7 protein-coding genes are annotated in these 26,487 nt (G+C 55.2%); all 7 read left to right on the top strand.

Annotated features, from left to right (window positions below; genetic code table 11):
* The first annotated feature begins 97 nt into the window (after positions 1-97).
* The 7 genes from C3F38_RS18035 (at position 98) to C3F38_RS18005 (ending at position 26,440) form a co-directional block, all read left to right on the top strand.
* Positions 98-1,261: an MFS transporter gene (locus tag C3F38_RS18035; RefSeq protein WP_025303321.1), complete on the top strand. Its 1,164-nt coding sequence runs from the start codon at positions 98-100 to the stop codon at positions 1,259-1,261.
* A 98-nt stretch (positions 1,262-1,359) separates the two neighbouring features.
* On the top strand, positions 1,360-2,316 hold the full coding sequence (locus C3F38_RS18030) for a diiron oxygenase (protein ID WP_025303320.1): 957 nt from the start codon (positions 1,360-1,362) through the stop codon (positions 2,314-2,316).
* Positions 2,317-2,330: 14 nt separating this feature from the next.
* A complete protein-coding gene (locus C3F38_RS18025; protein WP_047730899.1) occupies positions 2,331-3,242 on the top strand; it encodes a class I SAM-dependent methyltransferase in 912 nt (303 codons plus the stop codon).
* 21 nt (positions 3,243-3,263) lie between these two features.
* On the top strand, positions 3,264-7,466 hold the full coding sequence (locus tag C3F38_RS18020; protein WP_055316382.1) for a non-ribosomal peptide synthetase: 4,203 nt from the start codon (positions 3,264-3,266) through the stop codon (positions 7,464-7,466).
* A 6-nt stretch (positions 7,467-7,472) separates the two neighbouring features.
* Entirely contained in the window at positions 7,473-10,394 is a 2,922-nt protein-coding gene (locus C3F38_RS18015) for an amino acid adenylation domain-containing protein (RefSeq protein WP_055316378.1), read from the top strand.
* Positions 10,394-18,358 (top strand): non-ribosomal peptide synthetase, encoded by a 7,965-nt coding sequence (locus C3F38_RS18010; protein WP_104456924.1) that lies wholly within the window; start codon positions 10,394-10,396, stop codon positions 18,356-18,358. The genes C3F38_RS18015 and C3F38_RS18010 overlap by 1 nt, the downstream gene beginning before the upstream one ends.
* A gap of 33 nt (positions 18,359-18,391) precedes the next feature.
* A complete protein-coding gene (locus tag C3F38_RS18005; RefSeq protein ID WP_104456923.1) occupies positions 18,392-26,440 on the top strand; it encodes a hybrid non-ribosomal peptide synthetase/type I polyketide synthase in 8,049 nt (2,682 codons plus the stop codon).
* Positions 26,441-26,487 lie beyond the last annotated feature (47 nt).

Raw genomic sequence — 26,487 nt, 5'->3', positions numbered from 1 at the left:
ATATTTACATATAACAATTGTTCTCCTAGTTTGCTCATGGTTATTAACATTCGGATTAATGTTCTGTTGGAGTATGGCTATGTTGACAGGAAGGTGGGTGCCTCTGCCCTTTATCCTTGTGGTTTCCTTATTGGCTGGGTGTATTGAAGTGGATATGTCCGTTCCCAGCTTTCCGGATATGGCTGCCAGTTTCGGTGTTTCTGAAGGGCATATTCAGCGTACGATCACCTATAACTTCTTGGGGTTTGTGTTTGGTGCGTTGATTTATGGCCCACTGTCAGAGTCGATTGGTCGACGCAAAACCATGTTGATCGGTGGGGCTATCATGCTGTTGGGTGCTCTGGGATGTACCTACGCCACTTCAATCGATCTTTTGATGTTGTCCCGCTTTATTCAGGGGTTGGGGGCTTGCACCCCGGTGGTAGTAGCTTACGCGATCATCGCAGACCGGTATCAAGGGGCGGCCATGTACAGCATGATCGGTCTGGTTAATGCCTGTATCTCGATTTTCATGTCGCTAGCGCCAATCGCCGGGGGGTGGATTAATGAGCATTGGGGGTGGAGAGGAAACTATGCGGTTGTCGCGGTGATCACCGCAGCGGCGGTACTGCTGGAATTGTTGTTCCTGCCGGAAACGAAGAAAGAAAAAACGCCATTCGATCTCAAAGCCATTGTGGGAAGCTATGCCCGGCTGACGGCGAGCTTCCAATTCATGCGATTATCGTTGATTCCTTCACTTTTCTTCGCTGCTTATATGGTATTCATCGCTTCCAGTGCTTTTCTTTACCGTGAAACCTTTGCGTTCTCGCTGTCGGCATTTGTCGTTCACTTTTTTATTATCGTGGCGTCATTTTCAATCCCCAGCCTCTTTTCCGCCCGTATTATCGCCGCATTTGGTGGCGATCGGCGCGCTGAGAAAATCGGTATGGCGTTAGCCATCGTCAGCATTCTAGCTCTACTGACGGCGACAACGCCTTGGGCGATCACCCTGCTGATGAGCCTGTTCTGCTTCGGGTTTTCTATCTGTTATCCGACGCTGTTCGCACGTTCCATGAGTGTCTACCCTGAAATTTACGGTGTGGCGGCCTCCTATATTATGAGCATGCGCTCGCTGCTGGTTGTGGCTATCACGGGGATGGCCAGCTACGTCTTTATCGGGCGGCCGGAGGAAATGAGCTATGTGATGGCGAGTGTGATAGGCGTTGTCGTGTTGTTGTCTATGTTGAGTATCGTGGCATCCCCAAGCAAAGCTGAAGAATAAATAATCGTTTTCGCGTGACTCCCGGCTAAATATTTATATTTGGCCGGGCTCGGCATGACTTTTTTAAATACATGTATTCCTTCATCTGGAGAATATCTATGGAAAATGAAACCATGGTTTCGAAGGGCGGTTTGTCTGCCGCCTATACTGATAAATGGGAACAGCGCGCATCAATAAGAACCCGCCCCGGTAAATTTATCGACTTTACTATTCCTGGCGCATTTTTCCCCGAGGAGAATCAGCCGATATTTTTGGCTGACATGATGAGCGGCATGGACAATGAGAGGAAGTCGAAAATACTGACTCAGTCATTGTTTAAATACCTCAATGATATCGTTAATCTTGAGATTAAACTCATTAACTCAGCATGCAATAAAATTATCTACGGCGATCTCGCTGTCAAATTCGACGAACAGATTAAATTGAATGCCTATACCGTCATCATCGACGAGTATTACCATGTTTATATCGCCCGACATATGATCAATCAACTTAGAGAACATGATGCCGATCTCGGTGCGCTGAGTTACCCGGATTCTGACGCCTATGTGGCCGTTACAGAGGTGATGAAACGGTTACCTGAGCGCTGCCATGACATTTTCGAGATCATTGCGGTGTGCATTTTTGAAACGACCCTGGTGAGAGAGCTGGTGGAGTTCTTTAATAGTGACGGCGTTCATCCATCGATTAAATACTATGTTAATGACCATATGAACGATGAGTCCAGACACTATATTTTCTTTCTCGAATTACTTGGCTATATCTGGACGAGGTTGGATGAAAACGATCAGGCGATGATCGGCGGGCAGATCGCTGATTTCGTAAAAATGTATTTGAATGTTGAGTCAGAGAAACAGTTTAACATTGAGCTGTTATCGAAGATAACTCATGATTGCGAAGCCAGCCGGGAGTCAATCAATAAGGTTTATCGCGGTTTTGAAGTGACGCCTGATGTCCCCATTGTCAAAAACGTGCTAATGGCTTTGAAACGAACCGGCATTCTGAATTCGCCGATAGTGCGCCAGGGATTCGAAAATATTGGTTGGATAATTTAATCATGGAGATGGGTATGGATAGTTTCGCCTCGCATAAAACACATTCTAAATTGGCCTGTTTGACTGAAACAAAAATGTTGGCCGATGAAATAAAAGCGCGTTTACGAAATAGCAATTCGCTTATTCTTCCATTAGAGAGAAATCTTGAACTGGTCGATCAATTGACGGAGTTTGAGCTCGGTCGTTTCCTCCTGCATAACCGCGGCCTCAATGGCTACTGGACGTCTTACATTTTCCAGCATCCTGCCGGAAAACCCGCTGAACATGTTTTGGAAGACTGGCTTCTGAATCGCTCGTTGCTGTGCCGGGCGCGCGAGCGTTACTACCGTTATCAGACCTTGCTGGCTGAGTTGATTACGCAGGCGGAGACCCTGGCTTCAATCCCGTGCGGCGTGATGGATGATTTATTGGATCTGGATTACAGCGGCCATGGCGCGGTGCAATTGACCGGCATTGATCTTGACCCTGAGTCACTTTATCACGCCAACGAAAAGGCCAAGCGCGTTGGCATGGCGAACCGTTGCCGATTCTCGCAGCAGAATGCCTGGGAGTTAAAAGAAAAAAACGCTTTCGATGTGATTACCAGTAACGGCCTGAATATGTATGAGTCTGACCCGGACAGGCTGGTGGCTTTGTATCGTCGGTTCTTCGAGGCATTGAAACCAGGGGGAACCTTGTTGCTCAGTTTCCTCACGCCACCACCGGAAAAGAACGCGCCCACCGGTGAGTGGGATAAATATGAAACGCCAATGGCGGACCTTTTGCAGGAGTTCGCGATCTTTGGCGACATTATTCAGGCTACCTACCTTAATTTCACTTCAGAAGCAGAGATCAGACAACAGATAACCCAGGCAGGGTTCACGGTTAAAGATATCAACTACAGCTCGCGCGGCGTGTTGCCGATTCTCGTGGCGGTAAAACCCTGATAACCCAAAAGAGTAATATCCATGAAGATTCTGAACATTCTCGTCAACCATACCGTAGAACCGTTGCGCAGCCATATTGTCCGTTACTTGCTGGATGCCGGCCACTTTGTCTACTTAATCGGTCTGAGCGACGCTGAGCGAACGCGCTGGACAGGTTCACAGCACAACCTCTTTTGCTATTCCGACGTTGGCGATCAGCGTATCGACTATGAGCTCTGTCTCGAAGAAAGCGCATCGGTGAGAGGCCCCATCGTCCGGTTAGCCGTTTTCGCCGATCGACAAAATGTGTTGTTCCAGATTCATGCTGAAGAAGATGGGAATATCAGGGCGTTAGCTCAGCGTGAGCTGCATTGGCGGGAAGCCCGCAGAGCGTTGTCGCAGGCGGTGTTGGGCGAGTTGTTCATCGATGGCGTGGTCATGCTCAGCCGTGAGGCGAAAGATCTGGATATTGCTCTGCCCGAAGGGCCAAACCGAGTTACGGATTGGCTGGTTGCCCAGCAGAGGGTACAGCAAGAGCAGCGAGCGCTGGAAAACGACGAACTGCGTTATGGCTGCTTCAACCTGAGGGATGAAGTGTCTGCCGTTAACGATGCTGCAGTGGTTCAACGGACGATCGATGGCGTTGCGCAGCCGCAACAGGCTTTGCTGTTGGCTTTCCAGTTGCAGTTTCTGCTCAACGCACGGCGGCCTGGGCTTTATGCACTGCAATTGCAAGATAGGCAACGCAGCAGCAAAGTATTACGGTTACTCAACGGAGGGGAAACATACGCCGATCTCTCTCCTTGGTTAGTGCGGGTACTGCAGGGGGACCCGGCGAACCCATTCTACGAATCCCATCATGACGGCCGTTTTTTATCTGTGGTTGGCGTGGATGTCATCATGGATGAGGGGGATGTCGACACGGCAGCGGCCCCGGTCAGGATCGTATGGAACAGCACGCGCTGTACGCTCAGTTTGCAATTTTATGGCGAAAACCCATTTTTCGACGTTGTAGCCGCTAATATCGATGAGTTTATGGCGGCGCTCGCCACATTCATGCGTAATGAAGGGGATATAGATGCGTTGACCGGCGTGTCTGAAAATAGCTACCAACGTTATTATGCGAAAATTAATGCCACGCAATGTGAATATCCGAGACAGACTATCGTCGGGATGTTTGAACAACAGGCACGGGCGCTTAACGATCACCCTGCAGTGATAACGAAAAATGAAGTGCTCAGTTATCGAATGCTGCAGCAACAGGCCAGTCGCCTTGCCGACTATCTGCAACGGCAATATGGGGTAGCGGCAGGCGACAAAATTGCCTTGATGATGCCGCGTGAGGCGGAGTTGGTAGTATGCCTGATGGCCGTGCTTAAGCTGGGGTGCGCCTATATTCCGATCGACAAAAATGCGCCCGTAGTGAGGACCTATTCTATTTTGGCCGATGCCCAGCCGGCGTTAATCATCGGTGCGCATGCTCAGTCAGCCGGCAGCCTGCCGCAAGGGCTGAATTATTTGGATTGGCGTGAATATGCCGCTTCTCCTTTCGCTGGAGCCGACGGTTGCAACGAATTCCCCTCCAAGGCTGAGGCTTCGGCATTGGCCTATATTATTTACACCTCGGGAACGACAGGTAAGCCTAAAGGGGTTGCCGTAGAACATCGCAGCTTTGTGAATATCGCCAGCGATATTTCTCGACGCATGTCTGTGACGCATCAGGATCGTTTTCTGGCGATCACTACGTTGGCATTTGATATTTCAACTCTGGAAATATTTATGCCGCTCATGTTTGGCGCCACGGTGGTATTAACCGACCAGAAGACGTTGTTGGCGAATAATGACTTGCCGCAGTTTATCGCGAGTCATTCCGTGAGCCTGATGCAGGGGACGCCTTCTTTTTGGCATCAGGTCGCGCAGCAATATGCCGAGACAACGCTACCCGTTCGGGCATTGTGCGGTGGGGAAGCGGTGCCGCATGCGGTGGCGCGTTGGTTGTCAGAAAACACCGAGCGTGCGTGGAATGTGTATGGGCCAACCGAAACGACGGTTTGGTCTACCGCGGATGAACTGTTGCCTGGGGTTGATAGCGTCACCATTGGGCGCCCGCTGGCGAATACCCAGTGCTTTATCTTGGACGAACGGCGGCGTTTACTTCCTCCCGGCGTGATCGGGGAAATGTATATTTCGGGGTTGGGCGTTGCGCGCGAATACTACGGCAATGCGCGTCAGACGCAAGCAAGCTTTTTGCCGAACATATGTTCCAGCACGCCGTCAGCCTGGTTCGGTCGCATCATGTACAAGACGGGCGATCGCGTGCGTTGTTTGCCCGACGGCAGATTTGAATACCTCAGCCGATGGGATAACCAGATAAAATTGCGGGGACATCGGATCGAACTGGGTGAAATAGAGTCGGTTTTGCGAACCTACCCCGGGATGCAGCAGGTTGTTGTAAATTTACAGCCGGCCAAGGAAGAACAACAGGCGTTCCTGGTTGCCTATTATCAGGCCAAATCGCCGGTGGCACGCCAGCAATTGCAGGATTATCTGGTGACGTTGCTTCCGGACTACATGCTCCCCAGCGCTTATATGTACCTGCCTGAGATCCCCTTGAATATGAATGGCAAAGTGGATCGTAAAGCCTTGCCGCCGGTACAAGCGCAAGATAAAGCGCATTACGTAGCGCCGGGAAACGAGTTCCAGCGATGCCTGTGCCAGCTATTCCAGGATGTATTGGGGAGCGAAAGCGGACGAATCGGCATTACCGACGACTTTTTTGCTTTGGGAGGCAACAGCCTGTCGGCCATTCGCTTGGTAAATCGCATAAACGGTACGCTTCAGTGCGATCTGAAAGTTAAAGATATTTTCGAAAGAAAAAATGTGGCCAGGTTAACGCCATTGGTGGCCGCCGGGCGCGGCAGTTTTCTTTACCAAGACTACCAGATTGCGCAATGTGATGAGACCCATCTGTACCATCCTTTTCCGCTGAATAATGTTCAGCAATCTTATTATCTGGGACGAATGAAAAGTTTCGATCTCAGCGAGGTCTCCACCCATATTTATAATGAATTTATTTTCGACCATATTGATCACGACAAATTGGAGCGTGCCTATAATCAACTTATTGCACGCCATCCTGCGTTGCGCACCGTATTTGAAGAGGGAGAACAGCGATTTTTAAGTGCGGTAGCGCATTACAAAATAGGCTACCACCCCCTGAGAAATGAAGACGAGCTATTGGCTTTGCGCGCCGAGTACTCGCACAAGGTTTACAAACCGGATTGTTATCCGCTGTTCGATATTTTCCTGAGCGAGTATCAAGGGAAATACCTTCTGCATGTCAGCTTTGATGCCATTATCATTGACATGACCAGTTTTGAAATATTATTCGGCGAGTGGATTGCGTTATATCACGACGAAAATCTGGTGCTGCCGCCGCTGGACATCAGCTACCGCGATTATCAGCTGCAGTACGAGCGCCTGCGCGGCGGCGCATTATTTGAGCGGGCGCAGCAATATTGGCTGCAGAAAATCGATGACTATACGCTGGAGGCCGGATTACCGCTGGCCGCGCATCCCGCCAGGATCGATAAGCCGAGCTTCCGGCGTTTGTCTGCGACGATACCTATGTCGAGCTGGCAAAAGATCGTCGACAAATGCCAGCGCTTCAATATTAGTCCGACCGCTCTGATCCTTGAGCTCTACAGCAGAACGTTATGTTATTGGTCTGGTCAAGAGAGCCTTTGCCTTAATTTAACGCTGTTCAACCGTTTGCCGTTACATTCTCAGGTCGAGCAAATTATTGGCGATTTCACCGTTTTAAGCCTGTTCAATTACCAACGTCAAAATGGCGTTGCGATGAGCGAGCAGCTATCGGCTATCCACCGCACCTTGCTTAATGACGTCGATAATAATTTATTTGACGGCATTGACGTACAGCGTTTGTTGAAACAGCGGCGGAATCTATCCGCCAATACGGTTATCGCGCCGGTGGTGCTGACCAGCGTGCTTGGCATGAACAATAAAGCGAGCATGTTTGAATTGCCGCTTAATGAAGGATATCGCGGCGTTCAATACGCGATCTCTCAAACGTCTCAGGTGTGGCTCGACCATAAAGCCTACGAAAACGATGAAGGGTTCGTTGCCGAGTGGGATTATGTCGAACAATTGTTTGATGAAAAAACCATCAAGGCCATGCACGAGGGCTATTGTTCTCTGATTCGATGGGTGGCAGAACACGATTGAGAAACCATGTCATTCCCGCAGCCTGAACTGCCGGCGGAACATGCGGAAGCGGTCATGCGCTGGAATGCCACGCAAAGTACGGTGTCGGAGCAAACGCTGCACGGGTTGTTCCTTTCCAGTCTGGAAACGCCGCAAACGGCCGAGCGCATTGCGGTGATCGAAACCGAGGGCGAACGCCACTTTACCTACGCCAGGCTGGAACAGGACAGCAATACGCTGGGGCGTGCGCTATTGCGGCATACCAAGGGCGAAAAGGGGCGTATTACCGCTATTCTGCTGGAGAAAGGGTATGCGCAGGCCGTCTCAACCCTTGGGATCATGAGAAGCGGCGGCGCTTATTTGCCGTTGCACATCGAATGGCCATGGGAGCGCATACGCGACATTCTGCAGCAAGCCCGGTGCGATATCTTGCTGCTCTCTGCTCAGCAGTGTCATGACCTGGCACATGAGCTGTCGGCGTTGCCTTCGGATATCACGATTTTGGTGTTCGACGAGATAGTGGCGCCGGCGCAGGAACGTGCGTCGACGGAGGTTGCCTGGCCGATCGTCAGGGCTGACGATCTGGCCTACATTATTTTTACCTCTGGCTCTACCGGTAAACCGAAAGGGGTAGCGATCGATCACCAGGGGGCGGTCAATACCATCCTGGCTGTTAACCAACGTTGGTCGGTCGGTCGGGAAGACCGGATACTGGCGCTGTCCGAGCTGAGCTTTGATCTGTCCGTTTACGATCTGTTTGGCTTGTTGGCTGTGGGGGGCGGCGTGGTGATCCCTTCCCAGCGTGAGACCAAAGCACCGCAAGCTTGGGTGGCCGCGCTGCGCCGACATGACGTGACCCTCTGGAACTCGGTGCCGCAATTAGCGGGCCTGCTGGTTGACGAAGTCGAACCTGCGACGCGGGCGCTAACCCGGTTACGGCTGTTCCTGTTGAGCGGCGATTGGTTGCCGCTCAATTTGCCCGATCGCCTGAAAACCCAATCGCCAGACGGCAAGATGGTGAGCCTGGGGGGCGCGACAGAGGGCAGCATCTGGTCCATTTGGCATGAAATCGAACGGGTAGACGCGAGGTGGAAAAGCATTCCTTATGGCGTCGCCATGCCGAATCAACAGATGTGGGTGCTGGATGAGTGGGGGAGTGCTTGTCCTTTCGGCGTAACCGGAGAAATACATATCGGTGGGCTCGGCGTTGCTCAGGGATATTGGCAGGCTGAAACGCTGACTCGAGAACGTTTCATTTATCATCCAACCTATGGACGCCTGTACAAAACCGGCGATCTGGGCCGCTGGTCGGCGGAAGGCTATATCGAGTTCCTCGGCCGAAGAGATGCCCAGGTCAAGCTTAACGGTTATCGCGTGGAGCTGGAGGATATCGAGAATAACTTGAGCCAATTACCTGGGATCCGGCAGACGATCGTGCGGCTCAGCGAAGGTGACCTCATGGCTTACGTTGTTCCCGAGACGCAACAGCCGGTGCCGCTCTATTTTGCTAACCGCGACGCATTCGTGCTTTCGCTGCCGGCGTTACGTCAAGATCTGCAATCTTCGCGAGCGATACCCTATCCGCTGGATGAAACGGTTTACCGTGCCCGCAAGAGCACTCGCCAGTTTACCGCGGAGGCGTTATCCGCCGAAACCATCAGCAGTCTGTACGAAGCGCTGCCGGGGTGGTTGACGCAACAGATGGCGCAAGAGGGAAGCGCGCTGCCGCCTGCATCTTTGGCCGGGCTGTTGGCCGTCTGCGCCGCTTTCCGTTCGCCGCAGCGCGCGTTGCCAAAATATCGCTATCCTTCCGCCAGCAGCCTCTATGCGGTGCAAGTGTATCTCGGGCTCCCGGCGGCGATGGGAGAATATGCCGCGGGTTATTACTACTACCATCCGCTGGAACAGCATCTATACCAGGCAGAAGCGTCGGGGGAGCACACCGGGCCTTATCTGGACTTGGTGGTTCGGTGGGAAACCATCACCGCGTTATATGCCGAGCGCGCATTCGCTTTGGCGCAGATCGAAGTCGGCCACATGTTGGCCTTGCTGACTGAGCATCTCCAGTCTTTGGGCGTCGCTTATTACGTCAAGCCCGCTGACGCCGTTTCACCTGACGAGGGCGCATTAGCGTGTCGGATCCATCTCGGCGCTTGCGCCGTCACTTCACCGCCGCAAGTCAGCGTCGATTTCAGCGTGATGGAAAACGAGGGGGGCGCCTATGTCGCTCGCGCGTCAGGGCGACACTATTGCCTCGGCGAGACCTCCGTGCTGGCCGAATCATCAGACGTGTACGGGGTGTTGCAGTCGTCTCAGGTGTTGTTGCAGGTCCATGGCGCTAAGAACGCGTGTCATTATCAGGCCAGTGGCTGGATGATGCAGCGATTTGGCGCGCTCGCCGCCCAGCGGCGAATTGGCGGCTGCATTCTTGGCGTCACGCCGGCCGAGGACACGTTGTGCAGCATGGCGATAGGGTATGCGCGGGCCGAAGATGAACCGGCCTTTGACGTTCCTGCGCTCACTGTCTCGATGACCCAGGCGATCAGACGGCATTTGGCGCGTCGTTTGCCGGACTATATGTTGCCGCAGCACATTACTTTGATCCCGGAAATCCCCTTGTCTAACAACGGTAAGGTCGATACATCACGCTTGCCGAAAGTCGTCAAGCACCGCGAATGTCTGGCTCCGCGCAGCGATGATGAGATACGGATGCGCCGACTTTGGGCGGAGCTTCTGGACAAGCGTGAAGAGCGAATCGGTTGTGACCAAAGCTTTTTCACTCAAGGGGGGAATTCGCTTCTGGCTATGCGACTGGTACGCAAGATCAGCCTCGCGACGGGAACCGAGATGCGTCTGGAAGACCTCTACAACAACAATACGATTCAGGAAATGGCGGCGTGGGTCGCCGGGCAACCTTGTGGCAACGGCAGAGAAGAAGGGGCGCTGTAATGATGTTGACGGATTTATTGAACAACCTGAAAAAAAATAACATTTTATTGTGGGCCAAAGCGGACGATCGGTTGGGTTTTTCTGTCGACAAGGATATCGGCTTTGATGCCGATCTGAAGGCTGAAGTAGCGGCACGCAAAGACGAATTGTTGACGCTGTTACAGGACAATGGCGTGACCAGCGAACAGCTCGCGAAGGAAAAGTCTTTTCTGAGGCTGCCGCCAAGTAGCTGGCCACTTGCGCTGGACTCAATTCAGCAAGGCATGTATCTGCAAAGCGACATCGACGGCTTGCCGTACACCTATACGGTACCCTTGTTCATTGGATTGCCGCAGGTGGATATCGCGCGGTTGCGGAACGCGCTGCAAAACTTTTTACGGCATCAGCCCCTGTTGCGTCAGTCGATTGATAGCGATATGACGCGCGTTTTTCTGGCGCCTGAGCAGTTTGCACTGGAAGTAGAAAGGATTTCCTGGTCCGAGCTGGAAAGTAAGAAACGGGCGTTGGCACAACAAACCTTCCCGATGCCGGAAGGGCAGTTTGCGCGCTTTGTGCTGCTGGTGCGGGCTGAGACGCAAGAGGCCGTTTTGGCGTGCGTTCACCATCATATGCTGTCTGATGCTCCTTCCGTCCAGCATTTTGCTCATCAACTGTTGAGTGCGTACGCCACACCGTCTGTATCGGCGCAGCCTGAAGCGGGGTACCTGGATTACTCCGCATATCAACAGTGGCGGGTGCGGCAAGATGATGTTCAGGCGTTCAGAACATCGTTGGCCGCCCGTTTGAATCAGGCAGAACCGCCGGCATTGCGGCAGCGCCATCTCTCTGGCGTGGAGAATCGTGCCTTTGCCGTGCAGGCAGGATTGACGTCGGAGGTTGTCGCGCGTTTGACGCAGGCATGCGGCGAACGGGGACTGACGCTCTATTCTCTGTTGTTTACGACGTTCGCCCATGTATTACGGACCTTTAGCGGCCAGGACAGCGATTTCCCTATTGGACTGACAGTGATGAATCGCCCCGAGGCGTTCAGCCGCGCCATTGGGCCGTTTATCAGCACCCTGCCGGTCATCGCCGCATTGCGCGCAGACCAAAGCGTGTTGAGCAATGTCAAAAGCATTCAGCACGATATTCTGCAGTTGCAGGAACATCCGTGGGTAAACATTGGGCACTTGGCCCCGGAGATCGACGGTGGCGCGGTGCGCATCAATGAACTGGTTCAGCTGCTGTTTACCTTCCATAACTTTGAAAACGGCGATATCGCCGTCCCCGGTGTGGAATATCGTCTGGAGCCTTATCCCGATCTGGCGGAAAAGTTTGGCATGTCCTTATTTGCCGCTCAACGAGACGGTCAAATCGATTTCACGTTAACCGCGGCGGAGAATCGTTACGAAGAGGACTACGTTCGCAATATTCTCGAGGCTTTGGTTTATGCGCTGGGCCAGTTTGATCGGCAATCCTGGGAGACGCCGCTCGAACAAATCGATTTAATTACGCCAGCCCAGCGTCGGCAGGTGCTGTCCGAATGGAATGACACGCACTGCGATTATTCAGAAGATGAGCATATTGCGTCTTTATTGGAAGCGCAGGTCGCGCTGACGCCGGACAATATCGCCTGTGCGGATCGGCATCGGCAATTGACGTATCGCCAGTTGAATCTACAAGCCAATCAGTTGGCGGCCGCCTTATCGGCACGCGGGGTGGGGCATGGCGCATGCGTTGCGCTGTGTCTGGATCGCAGCGTCGAGCTGTTGGTCGGTATTTGGGCGATCCTGAAATTGGGGGCCGCCTATTTGCCTGTCGACCCGGCATTCCCCGACGATCGTCTCGATTACATTCTACAAGATAGCCGGGCCGAGGTGATTATCTGCCATCAGGCCTACCGACACCGGGTGGCGGCGCCAGGGCGGCGGCTGGTGGTGTTGGATGATGAATCGCTGCGCCACGAGCTTGAGCTGTTGAGCGATGAAAACATGGCGCGTCAGATATCACCGAACGATCTGGCCTATGTCATCTATACCTCCGGGACCACAGGGCAGCCCAAGGGGGTGATGTGCACGCACCGCGGTTTGATCAACCGTATCCAATGGATGAATAAATCCTATCCGCTGACGGCAGCCGATCGGGTGTTACAAAAAACGCCGTACATTTTTGATGTCTCTGTATGGGAACTGATTTGGGCCTCTCTTTACGGTGCCAACATCGTTTTTGCCGATCCGGACGGCCACAAGGACGCGGATTATCTGATTGAACTGATCGAGCGCGAAACCATCACCGTACTGCATTTTGTGCCATCAATGCTGGCGGCTTTTACCGAGACGTTACAGGGTATTCAGCGCGATCGAAACGTCAGCTTGCCGAGCTTGCGCTACGTGTTCTGCAGCGGTGAAGAACTCAAACTGACCCAGGTCAAAGGGATTAAGCAGTGTTTGCCTCATATCGCCCTGCACAATCTTTATGGGCCAACCGAAGCCTCCATCGATGTGCTGTATTTCGACTGTAACGATCCGGATATAGATAACGTCGCGATCGGGCGGCCGATTGATAACATGAAAGTGTTGGTCCTGGACAAAGGGCAGCGGCTTTTGCCGCCCGGTGCGGTGGGTGAACTCTACCTTTCCGGCGTCGGACTGGCGCGCGGCTATCTGAATAAAGCGGCGCTGACGGCGGAGAAATTCATCGTCAATCCGTATTGCACCGAATGGGATGAGCGGACGGATGACTATGCCTGTTTGTATAAAACCGGTGATTTGGTGTATCAGCGGAATGATGGGCAAATCGTTTATGTTGGCCGCAATGATTTTCAAGTGAAAATACGCGGATATCGCATTGAGTTGGGTGAAATCGCCCAGCATCTCGAAGCGTTTGACTTGGTGCGCCAGGCGGTGGCGCTGGTTTATCAACAGCCCCATCCCCGCCTCGTGGCCTATTACACGGCGCAGGCACCGTTGCCGGAGGCGACGCTACAACACTTTCTTGCCGCCGCCTTGCCCGAGTACATGGTGCCGGAGACCTTTATCTGGTTGAAAGAATGGCCCGTCACGGTGAATGGCAAACTGGATCGGCGTGCGCTTCCTGAACCGTCTCTGCCGGTCGTACAGGAACGTGTCACACCGCAGTCGGAGAAGGAAGCGCAGATCGCCGCCATTGTTGCGGAAATGATGGGGATCGATGAAGCGCATTTCAGCTGTGAGGCTAACCTGTATCAGTTGGGGCTGGACAGCATCATGGCGATCAAGCTGGTGAGCAAATTGCGCCAGGCGATGGGCGTATCGATCCGGGTGAAAGACGTGTTCGCCAGCAAAACCGTGCATGCACTCCATTTACGGCTCGCTCAGCATCAGCAGCAGGTGATGATTGAAGGTAAACGGGAGCAGGGCGTATTGGTTGGCGAGCTGCCGCTGCTGCCTGTCCAACGCTGGTTCTTTGATTGCGCATTCCCTTATCCGAGTTATTGGAACCAGGCGTTTCTGCTGGATGTGCCGGCGCTGGACGTCGAACGCCTGCGCGAAGCGCTGCACGCATTGATTCAACATCACGATGCGCTACGCCTGACGTTTACGTCTGAGGATTCGTCGCATTGGCGCCAAGGCTATCAACCGATGACGGACGCCATCGAACTGCGGTGTCATCATGTCGAACGCTCGGCGCCGCAATGGCAAGAGGCCCTGTCCGCCGTGCTGACCGAATGGCAAAGCGATATCGATCTGGCCGACGGGCCGCTTTATCGTTTTGGTTATGTCACGGGGTTTGACGAGGGGCGAGCCCGTATTTTCTGCGCTTGCCACCATTTGGTGCTCGATAGCGTCAGCTGGGGCATTCTGGCTCGCGATCTGGCGAACGCCTACCACGGTGAAAGCCTTGGGGATAAGGGAACGAGTTATCGTCAGTGGACTGAGCACTTCGAGCAATATTGTGCCAATCACGCGGAAGAGGCGTCTTACTGGCGGGACAGGATGGCGGACTACCGCCACGTTGCGTTGCCGGCTGCGCGCGGCGCTACGCTGGCATGCAGCCGCCTCGCGTTATCAATAAAAGTGACGCAGGCGCTGCAAACCGAGGGTTTACGTGCCTTCAATGCGAAAATCGACGAATGTTTGCTGGCGTGTGCAGACGGCATGCTCGCTCACTGGTTTAACGGAGAGCTGACCCATGTGACCGTTGAAGGGCACGGACGCGAAGAGATTGATGCCGCTCTGGACGTTCATCGTTGCGTCGGGTGGTTCACGTCACTTTATCCCTGTGCGCTCTCATCCTCTCCCGATCCGGCAATGCGTTTGCAGGCGGCCAAAGCGCAACTGCGCGGCGTGCCTCATCAGGGCGTAGGATTTGGCGCGTTTGCCCGTGAGCTAGGGTTGCCGCTGCCCAATGTTTGTTTCAACTACCTGGGACAGCTGACTTCGCCGGATGAAAAGGATTGGGCGCTGGTCATGTCGCCGGTCGGTGAGACGCGCCATCCTGACAACGGCTTGCCTTTCGGTATTACGCTCTTTAGCTACATAGAGCAAGGTCGGTTGCAGCTCGAAGTCGTCAGTGGTCTGTCCGGTGAGCAAAATCAACAGTTGCTGGAGGCCTGGGAGGCGGCTATAGACACGCTGATAGCGTGCTGTGAACGGCAGGGAAGAACCCAATACGGCCTTGGCGATTTCATCAATGTTGCGGATGAACGCGACTTACAGCATTTACCTCTGCAGGGCGGTGCCGAAAACGGCGACTGCTTTGCCATGACCGAGATTCAGAAAGCCTACCTGGTTGGGCGTTTTGAAAACTATGAGATCGGCAACGTCGCCAACCACATCTACAACGAGTTCGTTTATCCGCGCCTTGATGACGAACGTCTGGAGCTGGCGATTAACCGATTGATCGCCCTCTGTCCGGTGCTGCGCACCGTGTATGACGCGGAAAGCATGACTCAGCGCTTCATTTCGGTGTCGCAGGCCGGCCATTATGCCTTGGCGGTGAATGATCTGCGCCTCGACGATGAGGCTACCGCGCTGGCGCGTGCGCGCAAGCGTCTGTCCCATCAGGTCTATCAGGTCGACCGTTTCCCGTTGTTCACTTTTGAAATCAGCCGGCTGCGCGATCGCGACGTGCTGCATATCAGTCTCGATCTGATTTTGCTGGATGTGCAAAGCCGTCTGGCGCTGTATCAACTGCTTAATGCGCTGTATCGGGGAAATGTCTTGCCGCCGCTGGCAACCGTGAACTTCAAAGACTACCAGGAGCATCTGGCCCACCTGAAGGCCTCCCGTTGGTATCAACGAGATTGCGCTTATTGGCAGGACAAGCTGGCCGATATGCCGCTGCGGCCAAACTTACCGCTCAAGGTGCCGTCGGCCACGGTTGAACACCCGCGCTTTGCAGAGCATACGCTATATATAGACAAACAAATTTGGCAGGATTTCAAACGGCAAGCGCAGCATTATCAGGTCTCATACTCGTCGGTATTGCTGAGCCTCTATGGCTACCTCATCGCGCGATATTCCGGCAACAGCGAGTTTCTCATTACCATGACGCTGTTCAACCGCTACGCGGTTTGCGAGGACGTAAACGACATTTTGGGTGATTTTACCTCGACCAACCTGTTCCATTTTCGCGATGCCGGCGAGGACCTGTTCACCACCATCGAGACGACGCATAAGCGCATGTGGGACGACATTCAGCATGCATTGTACAGCGGGTTGGATGTGCAGCGCGATCTGGTGAAACTGCACGGTCTGGATCGCCATTCGGCGGTGTCGCCGTTGGTCTTCACTGGCGTCGTAGGGCAACAAACCGGCGATTGGGATAAACAGGCGTATCTGGAAGACAGCGAGGCGCGCGAGCAGCGATATTGGTGTGCGCAAACCTCTCAGGCTTGGATCGACCTGCAGGCTATTGAAGTCGATGGCCGCTTTATGAGCAAGTGGCTTTATGTCGAACAGCTGTTTGATGAAGAAACCATTGCGCATCTGAATCGCGCCTATTGCCGGCTGATCTCGCTATTAGCGCAGCAGCCTTGGGAAATGCCGGTGGGATGCGAAAACTATTTGCCTGAAGCACAAAGAGAAATGATGCAGCAGGCAAATGCCGTCACTCAGCCTCTCAGTGAAGAAACCCTGTTCAGCGCGTTCGATCTGTTGGCGACGCAAGCACGGCATCGAGAAACGATCGCGGTGTATGACGGGGAAGCGGCGATCGGCATGACCTATGGCCAATTGAAACAAGACAGCGATGCTTTGGCGCAGCAGGGGGTAGGTTCATCCGCGCCGCTGATTGCCGTATTGGCGGAAAAAAGCTACGCCCAGGTCTGTGCCTGTCTGGCGATCATGAAGGCCGGCAAGGGCTATCTACCGTTGCATGTGGAGTGGCCGGCGGGGCGCATCGCCGATATTTTACAACAGGCCGGTGTAGAACAGCTCTGGCTGACCCGGGCACAGTCGGCGCGTGTGGATATCCGGACACTGAGCGAAGCGGGTTATCAACTTCTGGTCATCGAGGATATGCTGGATGAGGCGACCGCTTTGCCACCGTGTTTCGGCTTGCCGCACGTCAGCGCCGCCGATGTGGCCTATGTCATTTTCACTTCCGGTTCCACCGGGCGGCCAAAAGGGGTCACCATCGATCACCGTGGCGCAGTGAATACGCTGCAAGCGGTGAATCGACGCCTCTCGCTGACCGCTGAAGATGCCCTGTTCGCGCTGTCTGAATTGAGCTTCGATCTCTCCGTCTATGACATCTTCGGCGCGCTTAGCGTCGGTGCGGAGATCGTCTTACCGGCTCAAGAGAGCGTAAAAGATCCGGAACGGTGGTTGCCGCTGCTTGCTGAGCGTGAAGTCACCGTCTGGAACAGCGTTCCACAGCTTGCCGGGCTGCTGGCCGATGCCGTGGCACGGCAGGGCTGCTCACTGCCAAGGCTGCGCGCGTTTTTAATGAGCGGTGATTGGATCCCGCTGAATCTGCCGGAGACGTTGCGCACACTTTGGCCGCACGCTGACTGCATCAGCCTGGGCGGGGCGACCGAGGGCAGCATTTGGTCCGTTTGGTACCCGATAGAGGCGATCGATCCGGCCTGGCGTTCCATCCCTTATGGCACCGCGATGCCTCATCAGACGCTTTATGTTTTGGATCCGCAGGGACAGATGTGTCCGGTTGGCGTGACCGGTGAGCTCTATCTTGGCGGGATGGGGGTGGCATTAAATTATTGGCGAAATCCACAGCTCACGGCGGAGCGTTTCATTTCGCACCCTCGTCACGGACTCCTATACAAGACGGGAGATTTAGGGCGCTGGCATGCGGCAGGTTATGTCGAATTCCTGGGGCGCAACGACTTCCAGGTCAAGCTGCGCGGGCATCGCATTGAGCTCGGGGAGATTGAAAGCCGGCTTCTGCAATGCGGCGGGATCCACCAGGCCGTGGCACTGGTGATGGCGCAGCCGGCACCGATGCTGGTGGCTTATTACGTCGGCGAAGCGAACGCTGACGAGAAAATGCTCCGTTCGCGGCTGGCTGAACAATTGCCGGAATATATGGTACCGGCGCATCTTATCGCTTTGGATGCCTTGCCGCTGACGGCGAATGGCAAACTGGATCGCAACGCCTTGCCGCTACCCGCAGCCGAAGAGCAGGCGACTTACTGCCCGCCGCGTGACGACCGTGAACATCAACTGTGTCGGCTGTGGGGCGAGATCCTGCACGTGCCGGCGGATGAACTCAGTACCCAGGCGGATTTGTTCCAGTTGGGCATCGACAGTATCGCCAGTATCCAAATGGCGGGGCGGTTAAGACGCGAATTGCAGCTGGATGTCACGCTGAAAGAGTTGCTGACGTATCGCACCATCGCATCGTTCTACGACACTCTGCTCGGCCGTCAAACCGTTGGCGGTATCCAGACCGTTCAGCGCGAAACGGGGGCCTTGAGCGGCGCAGCTCCGCTGCTGCCCATCCAGCAATGGTTCCTGGCACATGATCTGCCGCATCCGCAGTAGTGGAACCAGTACGGGCTGTTGGTGGCGCCTGGCATGACAATGGCCCGCCTGCAATGCCTGTTGCCGCGCCTCGTGGCGCAGCACGACGCGTTCAATCTGCGCTTCGAAAAAGATACCCAAGGAGAATGGCGTCAATGTTACCAGCCGCAGGCTGCGCTGCCGCCCTGCCACGCTTTGGACATTCGCGCATTGTCGCTGCCGGAAGACCACCCGGATTTTGACGCCGCGCTGTTGCAGCGTTTTGCCGACTGGCAGCAGGCGTTCGATCTGCAGAGCGGGCCTTTGGCCGCGTTTGCCGTTCTTGAAGGGTACGCGGACGGCAAGGCCAGGGTGTTCGTCGCTTGCCATCACCTGATTGTCGATGCGGTCAGTCTGCAGGTGATCGTCGACGATTTACGACGCCTGAGCCAAGAGGAAACGCTGCCGGAGAAGGCCAGCAGCTATCGCCAATGGGTGAACCATCTGCGGCAACGTGCGCAAATTACCTCTCATGAACGTGAAGAGTGGCTGGGGCAATTGCCGGGCAGCGAAGTTCATGCGTTGCAAGCGCTGGGCGGAACCACGACGACGCGTCATGCCTTTGCGTGGGGAGAAGGGCCATCCTGTCGCTTGATGCAGCACCTCGCCATGTTCGGCATGCAGCCGCAGGACATGGTGGCCTGGGCGGTTGGCCGCGTTTTGCATGATTTGACCGGACAAACCGCCTTTAGCCTATGGTTTGAGGGGCACGGTCGGCAAACGGATGAGCGAACGCTGGATATCTCCAGGACGATGGGCTGGTTCACCAGTCGTTATCCCGTGCGTTTTAGCTATCAACGCGATGCCAGGGAACATTTGCTCGCGGTGAAAAATAATCTGAGACGTTGGTCGCAGCGGGCGGAAAACTTCGGTGTCCTGTGTGGTTTGCCCGTGGTGAGAGAGGACGGCATCAGCATCAACTACCTGGGCAAGATGGAGGCGGCGGGTGACTGGGCGCTGGATCACCACTTTGTGGGGCTGCATCGCCATGCCTCCCAGGAAGGGACGCATCTGATCGATATCGTCGTGTTGAACGTTGGCGATCGTCTTGAATTGCGGGTCGAAAGCCGGCTGCGGGAGCATGACGCGGCCTGGTTGACGCAGCGGCTTATTCGAGAGTTGGAAGATGGCCTGGTATCGATGAATTGGCCATCCTGGCGTTGGTTAACCGAATCGGATGTCGATTTCGCCCTCCCGCAATCCCATCTGGATCGGCTGCAACATGCGCAGGCGGTTGATGCGGTCTTCATGGCCAATAGTCTGCAGCAAGGGATGTTGCACCATTCGCTGGCTTTTGGCGACGCCGATCGGGTGTATCGCGTGGCTACACGCTGGGATTATCACTGTGCGATCGAGCCCGAGACGTTCAAGCGGGCGTGGCAATGGGTGCAACAACAGTTCTCCTGCCTGCGGTTGCGGTTCGATTGGCGCGGTGAAATCGTGCAGGTCGTGGATCATGAAGGGCGCTTCCCTTGGCGCGTCCATGACATCAGCCATCTGTCGCCTGAAGAGCGGGAACACGCCTTGCACAGGCTGCAGGAAAGTGAGCAGCAGGTCAGCTTCGATCTCCAACAAAGCGGACTGTACCGTGTTTGCCTGGTCAAACTGGCGGATGATCACTTCGCTTGCCTGTTCTGTGTACATCACGCGATCCTCGATGGTTGGAGCAGTCCGCTGCTGGTGGGGGCGCTGCATGACGCTTACCTGGCTTTTTCTCACGGACGTGAGCCGGCGGACAGACCGGATCTCTTTGCTTCAGTGCAGCGCTACATTCAACGGTATCGCGATAGGGACACGGATTTCTGGCGCGATTACCTGAGCTCGGTCGACACCTCGCCGGATCTGAGCGGATGGCGCCGTCCGGATGCGGAGTCATCGGCGCTAGCAGCCATTAAGAGCGTCTCCGCTGCGGGGATTTGCCGCTGTGAACTGAGCGCCGAAGAGCGCCGGTGCGCGCTCGACGCTGCCCAGCGCCAAGGCATGACCCTGAACGCCTTGCTGCAATACGCCTGGCACAAGGTGCTCGCACTCTACTCCGGTGCTGCCGTGACCGTAGTGGGCACCGTGGTGGCGGGAAGGATGCTGCCGTTGAATGGTATTGAAAACACGCTGGGCATGTTCCTCAATACGCTGCCGTTGAAGGTGGAGCATCAAAGCGATGTGCCTCTGATTCAGCAGGCACATCGGTTGCAGCAAGATATTAATGAAGCCAATACCCGATGCCTGGTCGATCTGGCTCATCTGCAGCCTGCGGGCCAACGCCTGTTTGACTCGTTGTTCATTTATGAAAATTACCCGCAGCCTGATGAAGACCGCCACCGCGAACTGCGTCATCAATTCGTCGGTCGCAATGAGCAGAGGGATTATCCATTGGTCGTCAGCGTGGAGGAGGCGCCGGACGTTCTGCTGATTAAGCTGGAATATGCGGCGGAGTACTTTGATGCGGCGATGATGCGGCAAGCGATGGCACTGTTAAAGGACATCGTCGGCCACATGGCGAAAGACGCGAGTACGGAGACGGTGGCGATAGCTCCGGTTTATTGTGAGCCGGAGCAACCCTTGTTGCTTCCTGCGCCGGGGAATGCCGCCACCTTATCGCAGGTGTTGGCGCACTACGCATGCAGCCGGTCAGACGCTCCGGCGCTGAGTGACGGCGAGCGCAGCTGGAACTACGCCCAGCTTGACGCAGAAGTGACGCAACTCGCCAATCTCATCGCCGGCAGCCTTGAGAAGACGCCGCACGCGCCTATTGCCTTGCGGCTGCACAGCAAAGTCTTGACGGTCATGGCCTTGTTGGCGATAGGGCGACTGGGCGCAGCTTATGTGCCGCTGGACAAAGACTATCCGCAGGAGCGTATCGATTTCATTCTGCGTGACAGCCAGGCTATTGCCGTATTGACGATGTCTGGGGATGAAGGGGCCGAGTACGGTATTCCGTCTATTCCCTTGTTCGGCACCGCGGGAGAAGCGCTGTGGCGCAAACAGGCCACGATGCCGATGTTCACACCTGCGGCGGAGAAGACCGCCTACATACTTTACACGTCCGGCACGACGGGTAAACCCAAAGGGGTTAGCGTGGGGCATGGGGCGCTGCTCGCCACATTGCGAGGTTTCTGGCAGCAGTACTTCCAGGGCAGGGAAGCGCTGAAAACGTACAGCATGACCAACCCCGTTTTCGACATTTTCGGTCTTGAATACGGTTTGCCGTTATTGAGCGGTGGCTGCGTTACCTTGGGAACTCACCATGTCACTGCGCTGGATTGCCGTAAGTTCGATTTCATCCAGTCAACGCCCAGCATGCTGGAAATTGTCCTGCCGGTATTGCAGGGGGACAAGGAATGTTTACTTCTGGTCGGCGGTGAAAAACTTGAGCCGCATTTGGCGCAGAAGGCCCTGGCTGTTTTCACGGCGCTTGTCAATGTCTACGGTCCGACGGAAACCTGCATTTGGTCAACCGGTAAACATTATCGGCGTGCTGCGACGGATCGCGTTTTAACGATAGGCCGCCCTCTGCCGGGAGAACGTTGTCTGGTGTTGGATCCGGCCGGCAGACCTTTGCCCGTCGGGGCCATCGGCGAGCTCTATATCGGGGGCAGCGGCGTGGCCGAGGGTTATCACAACCAGCCTGAGCTGACCGCCTCACGCTTTGTCTCACTGTCGTTCGCTGAGGGGATATGGTATCGCAGCGGCGATCGCGCGCGCATTTTGCCAAATCGTGAAATAGCATTCCTTGGGCGGCAGGATCAGCAAGTCAAGTTGCACGGCCATCGTATTGAGAAGGGCGAGATTGAGCAGGTTATATTGCAGCACGAGTCGATCTTGCAGGTCACCGTGCAAATATGCCAACTGGCGGGAGATGGGAACGTCGGTCAGGCGTTGGTTGCCTATTATGTGGCGCAGGGCGAAATTGACGCCGGGCTGTTGAATGAACACGTCGGTCGACACCTGCCGGGCTACATGGTGCCTGCCTATTGGATTGCGTTGTCTGCCTTGCCGCTGAACGCTAACGGCAAGCTGGATGTTCGTGCGTTGCCGTCGGTTGACGCCGGTGAAGCATCACCAGCGGCGCAAAGCGAAATCGCTACGCCGCTGGTGAAGCAGTTGCAGGTTATCTGGCAAGAATTGCTCGGTTGCGAGGCGGTGGGCGTCAATACCTCGTTCTTTGAACTGGGTGGGAACTCCATCATGTTGACCCGGCTCTATGGCATGTTACCCGACCAGGTTCAGCAAAAAATCGGTCTGATAGATCTCTTCCGTCTGCCGACCATTGCCCGCATTGCCGCGCATATCGAAGGTCGCCAACATGAAGCGGCGCCGGCGCCGACGACTGGACCGATCAATGCCCGGGACGATATCGCCATTGTGGGGATGGCGGGCCGCTTCCCTGGCGCGCAAACGCTGGCGGCATTCTGGCAACGGTTATGCGATGGCGAGGCGTTTATTACGCATTACTCGCGCGAGGCGCTGGCGGCATCGGTTGACCCCGAACTGCTGGATCATCCGCATTATGTTCGCGCCCAGGGGATACTCGACGATATCGATCGCTTTGACGCCGATTTCTTCGGCTGTACGGCTCAGGAAGCGCGTTTGATGGATCCGCAGCAGCGAATTTTCCTGGAATGCGCCTGGCATGCTTTGGAAGATGCGAACTGCGATCCGCAGCGCTTTGCCGGTGATATCGGCGTCTATGCGGCCATCGGCAACAGCAACTACGAAAGAGACGTTGTTCTACCGAACATGCCGCAGGCTGATTTGATCGATCATTACCAGTTGATGATTCATAACCAATCCCACTTCCTGGCGACAAAAACGGCGTACAAGTTGAATTTGACCGGGCCGGCGATGACGATCCAAACGGCTTGTTCATCCTCGCTGGTCGCTGTTCATCAGGCTTGTCGTGCCTTGCAGGTGGGTGACTGTCAGGTCGCATTGGCAGGCGGCATCTCCATTGGCCAATTAGCGCGCGGTGGTTACCTGTACCAGCCAGGGATGATCTTCTCACCTGATGGTCACTGCCGTCCGTTTGATGCGCAAGCGTCGGGAACCATTGAAGGACAAGGGGTAGGTATTGTCGTGCTGAAACCTTTGGCGCAAGCGCTGGCGGACGGTGATGCTGTGTATGCCGTTGTGAAAGGGTCGGCCGTAAATAATGACGGGCGGGATAAAATGGGATTCACTGCGCCAAGCGAGAGCCGTCAACAGGCGGTGATTGCCAAGGCATTGGCCGATGCCGATGTCACGCCGGCGGACATTTCCTATGTCGAAGCGCACGGCACCGGCACGCCATTGGGCGACCCTATTGAAATTGCCGGGTTGAAAGCGGCCTTCGCCGGACAACAGGCGGAACACGCCTGCGCAATAGGCTCGGTGAAAAGTAACCTGGGGCATTTGGATGTCGCGGCAGGCATCGCCGGCTTGATTAAAACGGCGTTGTGCCTGCAGCATCGCACGTTAGTTCCCACGCTACATATGCAGCGTGAGAATCCGGCATTAAAACTGGCTGAGGGGCCGTTTTATGTGAATGTTGAAACCCGCGACTGGGAAAGCGCCTCAGGGCTCCGCACCGCCGGCGTCAGCGCTTTCGGCATTGGCGGCACCAACGCGCACGTTATCCTTCAGCAGGCGCCGAACACGCCGACAACCGCGCCTCGGTCCGCTCAGCGCAATATGCTGTGCGTTTCTGCGGCGGATGACGCAGCTCTCGAACGGATGAGTGAGGCTTTGGCCGATCATTTGGCAATGCATCCTGAGCATTCGATCGAGGCGGTTGGCTATGCCCTGATGGCGCGGCGACACCGCTATGCATGTCAACGCTGGGTATCCGGAGATTCACGGGAAGCGGTCGTCGCGCAGTTGCGCGAGAAGGGTGAAACGATGGCCCGACCTGCGTTCGAGGCGCAGGTGGCCTTTATGTTCCCGGGCCAGGGCGCACAATTCGTCGGCATGACACAGGCGTTATATGAAGCCGAACCGCAATTCCGAGCGGAGGTCGATCGTTGCCTCGCATTGCTCGAGCCGATGATGGGCGGTGAAATAACGCGGGAAGACGTATTGGCGAACGGGGAGAGCGTACACCACACCGCAGTCACTCAAGTGGCGCTGTTTGTGTATGAATATGCGTTGGCGCAGTGGTATCGCTTCCTCGGTGTTGAGCCGACGGTGATGATTGGTCATAGCCTGGGCGAATATGTTGCCGCATGTATCGCCGGCGTATTTTCACTGGAGGATGCGCTCAAGTTGATGCTCAAACGCGGTGCGCTATTGGCGCACACCGCACCGGGGGCGATGCTGGCTATCAAACAGTCGGCGGAGGGCATAAGCGAACAGGCTGCCGCGTTGGGCGTCGATATCGCCGTCGTTAATGACTCGGGAAGCTGTGTCATTTCCGGCGCGGCGTCGGCAATCGCCTCTTTGCAGGCGAGCTTGATCGCCCAAGGGGTATCTTGCCATCCGGTTAAGGTTTCACACGCGTTCCATTCGCGTTTATTGGAGCCTGTGTTGGCAGAGTTTAAGACCGCGCTGCAAGAAATTGCCTTCAACGAGCCGCAGTTACCGTTTATCTCCAATTTGACCGGCCAGTGGGCAACGGCGGAACAGGTTTGTCAGCCCGAATATTGGGTGCAGCACCTGCGGCATACGGTGCAATATGACGCCGGCCTGCGCACCTTGCTTGAACGCCGTGCCGATGACAACTGGGTATTGCTGGAAGTAGGGCCGCGTCAAATTCTGAGTACGCTGGCGTCGCGCCATCCGGCATTGGGGAATGCGGCCGTTGTCGTTTCTTCACCGCGCAACGCTACGGATGAGCGGCAGGCTGCGCAGATGCTGTGGCGTTCCGTAGGCGTGCTGCATATGTCAGGTGTGGAAATCAACCAGGAGCGTTTCTGGCGGTGCACGGGGCAAGCGTCTTTGCGTCTACCGGCATATCCTTTCGCGCCTCAGCGGCATTGGTTCGGTGTGATGAATTCACCCGCTCATTCGCGGCCGGCCCCGGTTCCGGCGGAGGCAGCCGTGCACCAAGGGGATATGCAACAACGGGTAGCAATGTTGTTCAACGAGGTTCTGGGGTGTGAGTCGGTCGATCCACAACGCGGGTTCTTCGAACTGGGCGGCGACTCGCTGAGCGCATTGCAACTGATTGGCCGCCTGCAAAAAATGACCGGTATACGTCTTGAGCTTATGGCCATGGAACAGCCGAGCGTCGTGCAAATAGCGCAATCGCTGGAGGCTCATGCGACAGCGAAGCCTCAGGGCGAAAGCGGTTTGGTGAGGCTGCGCGACGGTGAGGATGAGGGGATGATACCACTTGTGTTGATCCACCCCATCGGCGGTGACATCTATTTCTACCGGGAGTTGGCTCAATGCTTGGGGAGCAGCAGAACGATTTATGCCATACGTTCGCCTCTGCTCAATGGCTCGGGCGTCTTCGAGAGCATCGAACAATTGGCGGGGGAGTATCTGGCTTTGCTGGAGCCGCATCTTGAGCGAGGCGAATGTTGCCTGGCCGGTTCTTCGTTCGGCGGTATTATCGCGTTTGAAATGGCGCGGCAGTACCAAGAGGGAAAACATGTGTCTCTGCCGGTAGTGATGATTGATTCTCCAGGACAGGGAAATCTGCCTGCGGCCATGACGGATGAACAGATTTTGGACTACCTGCTTTCATTTGGCCTGGTGTCGCTGGATATTGATTGGGATGCCTGGAAGGCGATGACCCAAATGGCGGATAAAATCCATTATTTATCTGAGATCACCAAAGGAACCGCGGCCGAAACGCTCTTTTCCTCGGCGTTCTTACCTCGTTACTTGAGCACCTGGCAACGGCATAACGTGATGATGCAGCGTTACCACCCGCATGCGTTGATGAGTGATGTGCTGTTTTTCTCTCACCGTGAGGTGATTGCAGATTTTCCTGAAAATCAAAGCAAGTTCTGGCATCCCTGGGTGTTGGGCCGCTTCGAGGTGCAGGTAATTCCGGGGAACCACCTGACGATGAACGCGGGAGAAGGCGCGGCAATGATGGCGGAAAAAATGACTTCGTGGTTAGGGCATTGGACGCTGGCTTGATGCCGCAGTGTGTTCGCTATACCTGAGAGGAAATCAGCGGGATAAAC

The organism is Serratia sp. SSNIH1 (assembly GCF_002935055.1).
Lineage (GTDB): Bacteria > Pseudomonadota > Gammaproteobacteria > Enterobacterales > Enterobacteriaceae > Serratia > Serratia nevei.
Note: the sequence above shows the minus strand (reverse complement) of the source record. Positions and strands in the feature narration are given on the sequence as shown.

Bases quoted from the DNA above. Each gene is read 5' to 3' on its own strand.
- C3F38_RS18015 (WP_055316378.1), top strand. From the start codon at position 7,473: ATGTCATTCCCGCAGCCTGAACTGCCGGCGGAACATGCGGAAGCGGTC.
- C3F38_RS18005 (WP_104456923.1), top strand. From the start codon at position 18,392: ATGACAATGGCCCGCCTGCAATGCCTGTTGCCGCGCCTCGTGGCGCAG.
- C3F38_RS18030 (WP_025303320.1), top strand. From the start codon at position 1,360: ATGGAAAATGAAACCATGGTTTCGAAGGGCGGTTTGTCTGCCGCCTAT.
- C3F38_RS18020 (WP_055316382.1), top strand. From the start codon at position 3,264: ATGAAGATTCTGAACATTCTCGTCAACCATACCGTAGAACCGTTGCGC.
- C3F38_RS18025 (WP_047730899.1), top strand. From the start codon at position 2,331: ATGGATAGTTTCGCCTCGCATAAAACACATTCTAAATTGGCCTGTTTG.
- C3F38_RS18010 (WP_104456924.1), top strand. From the start codon at position 10,394: ATGATGTTGACGGATTTATTGAACAACCTGAAAAAAAATAACATTTTA.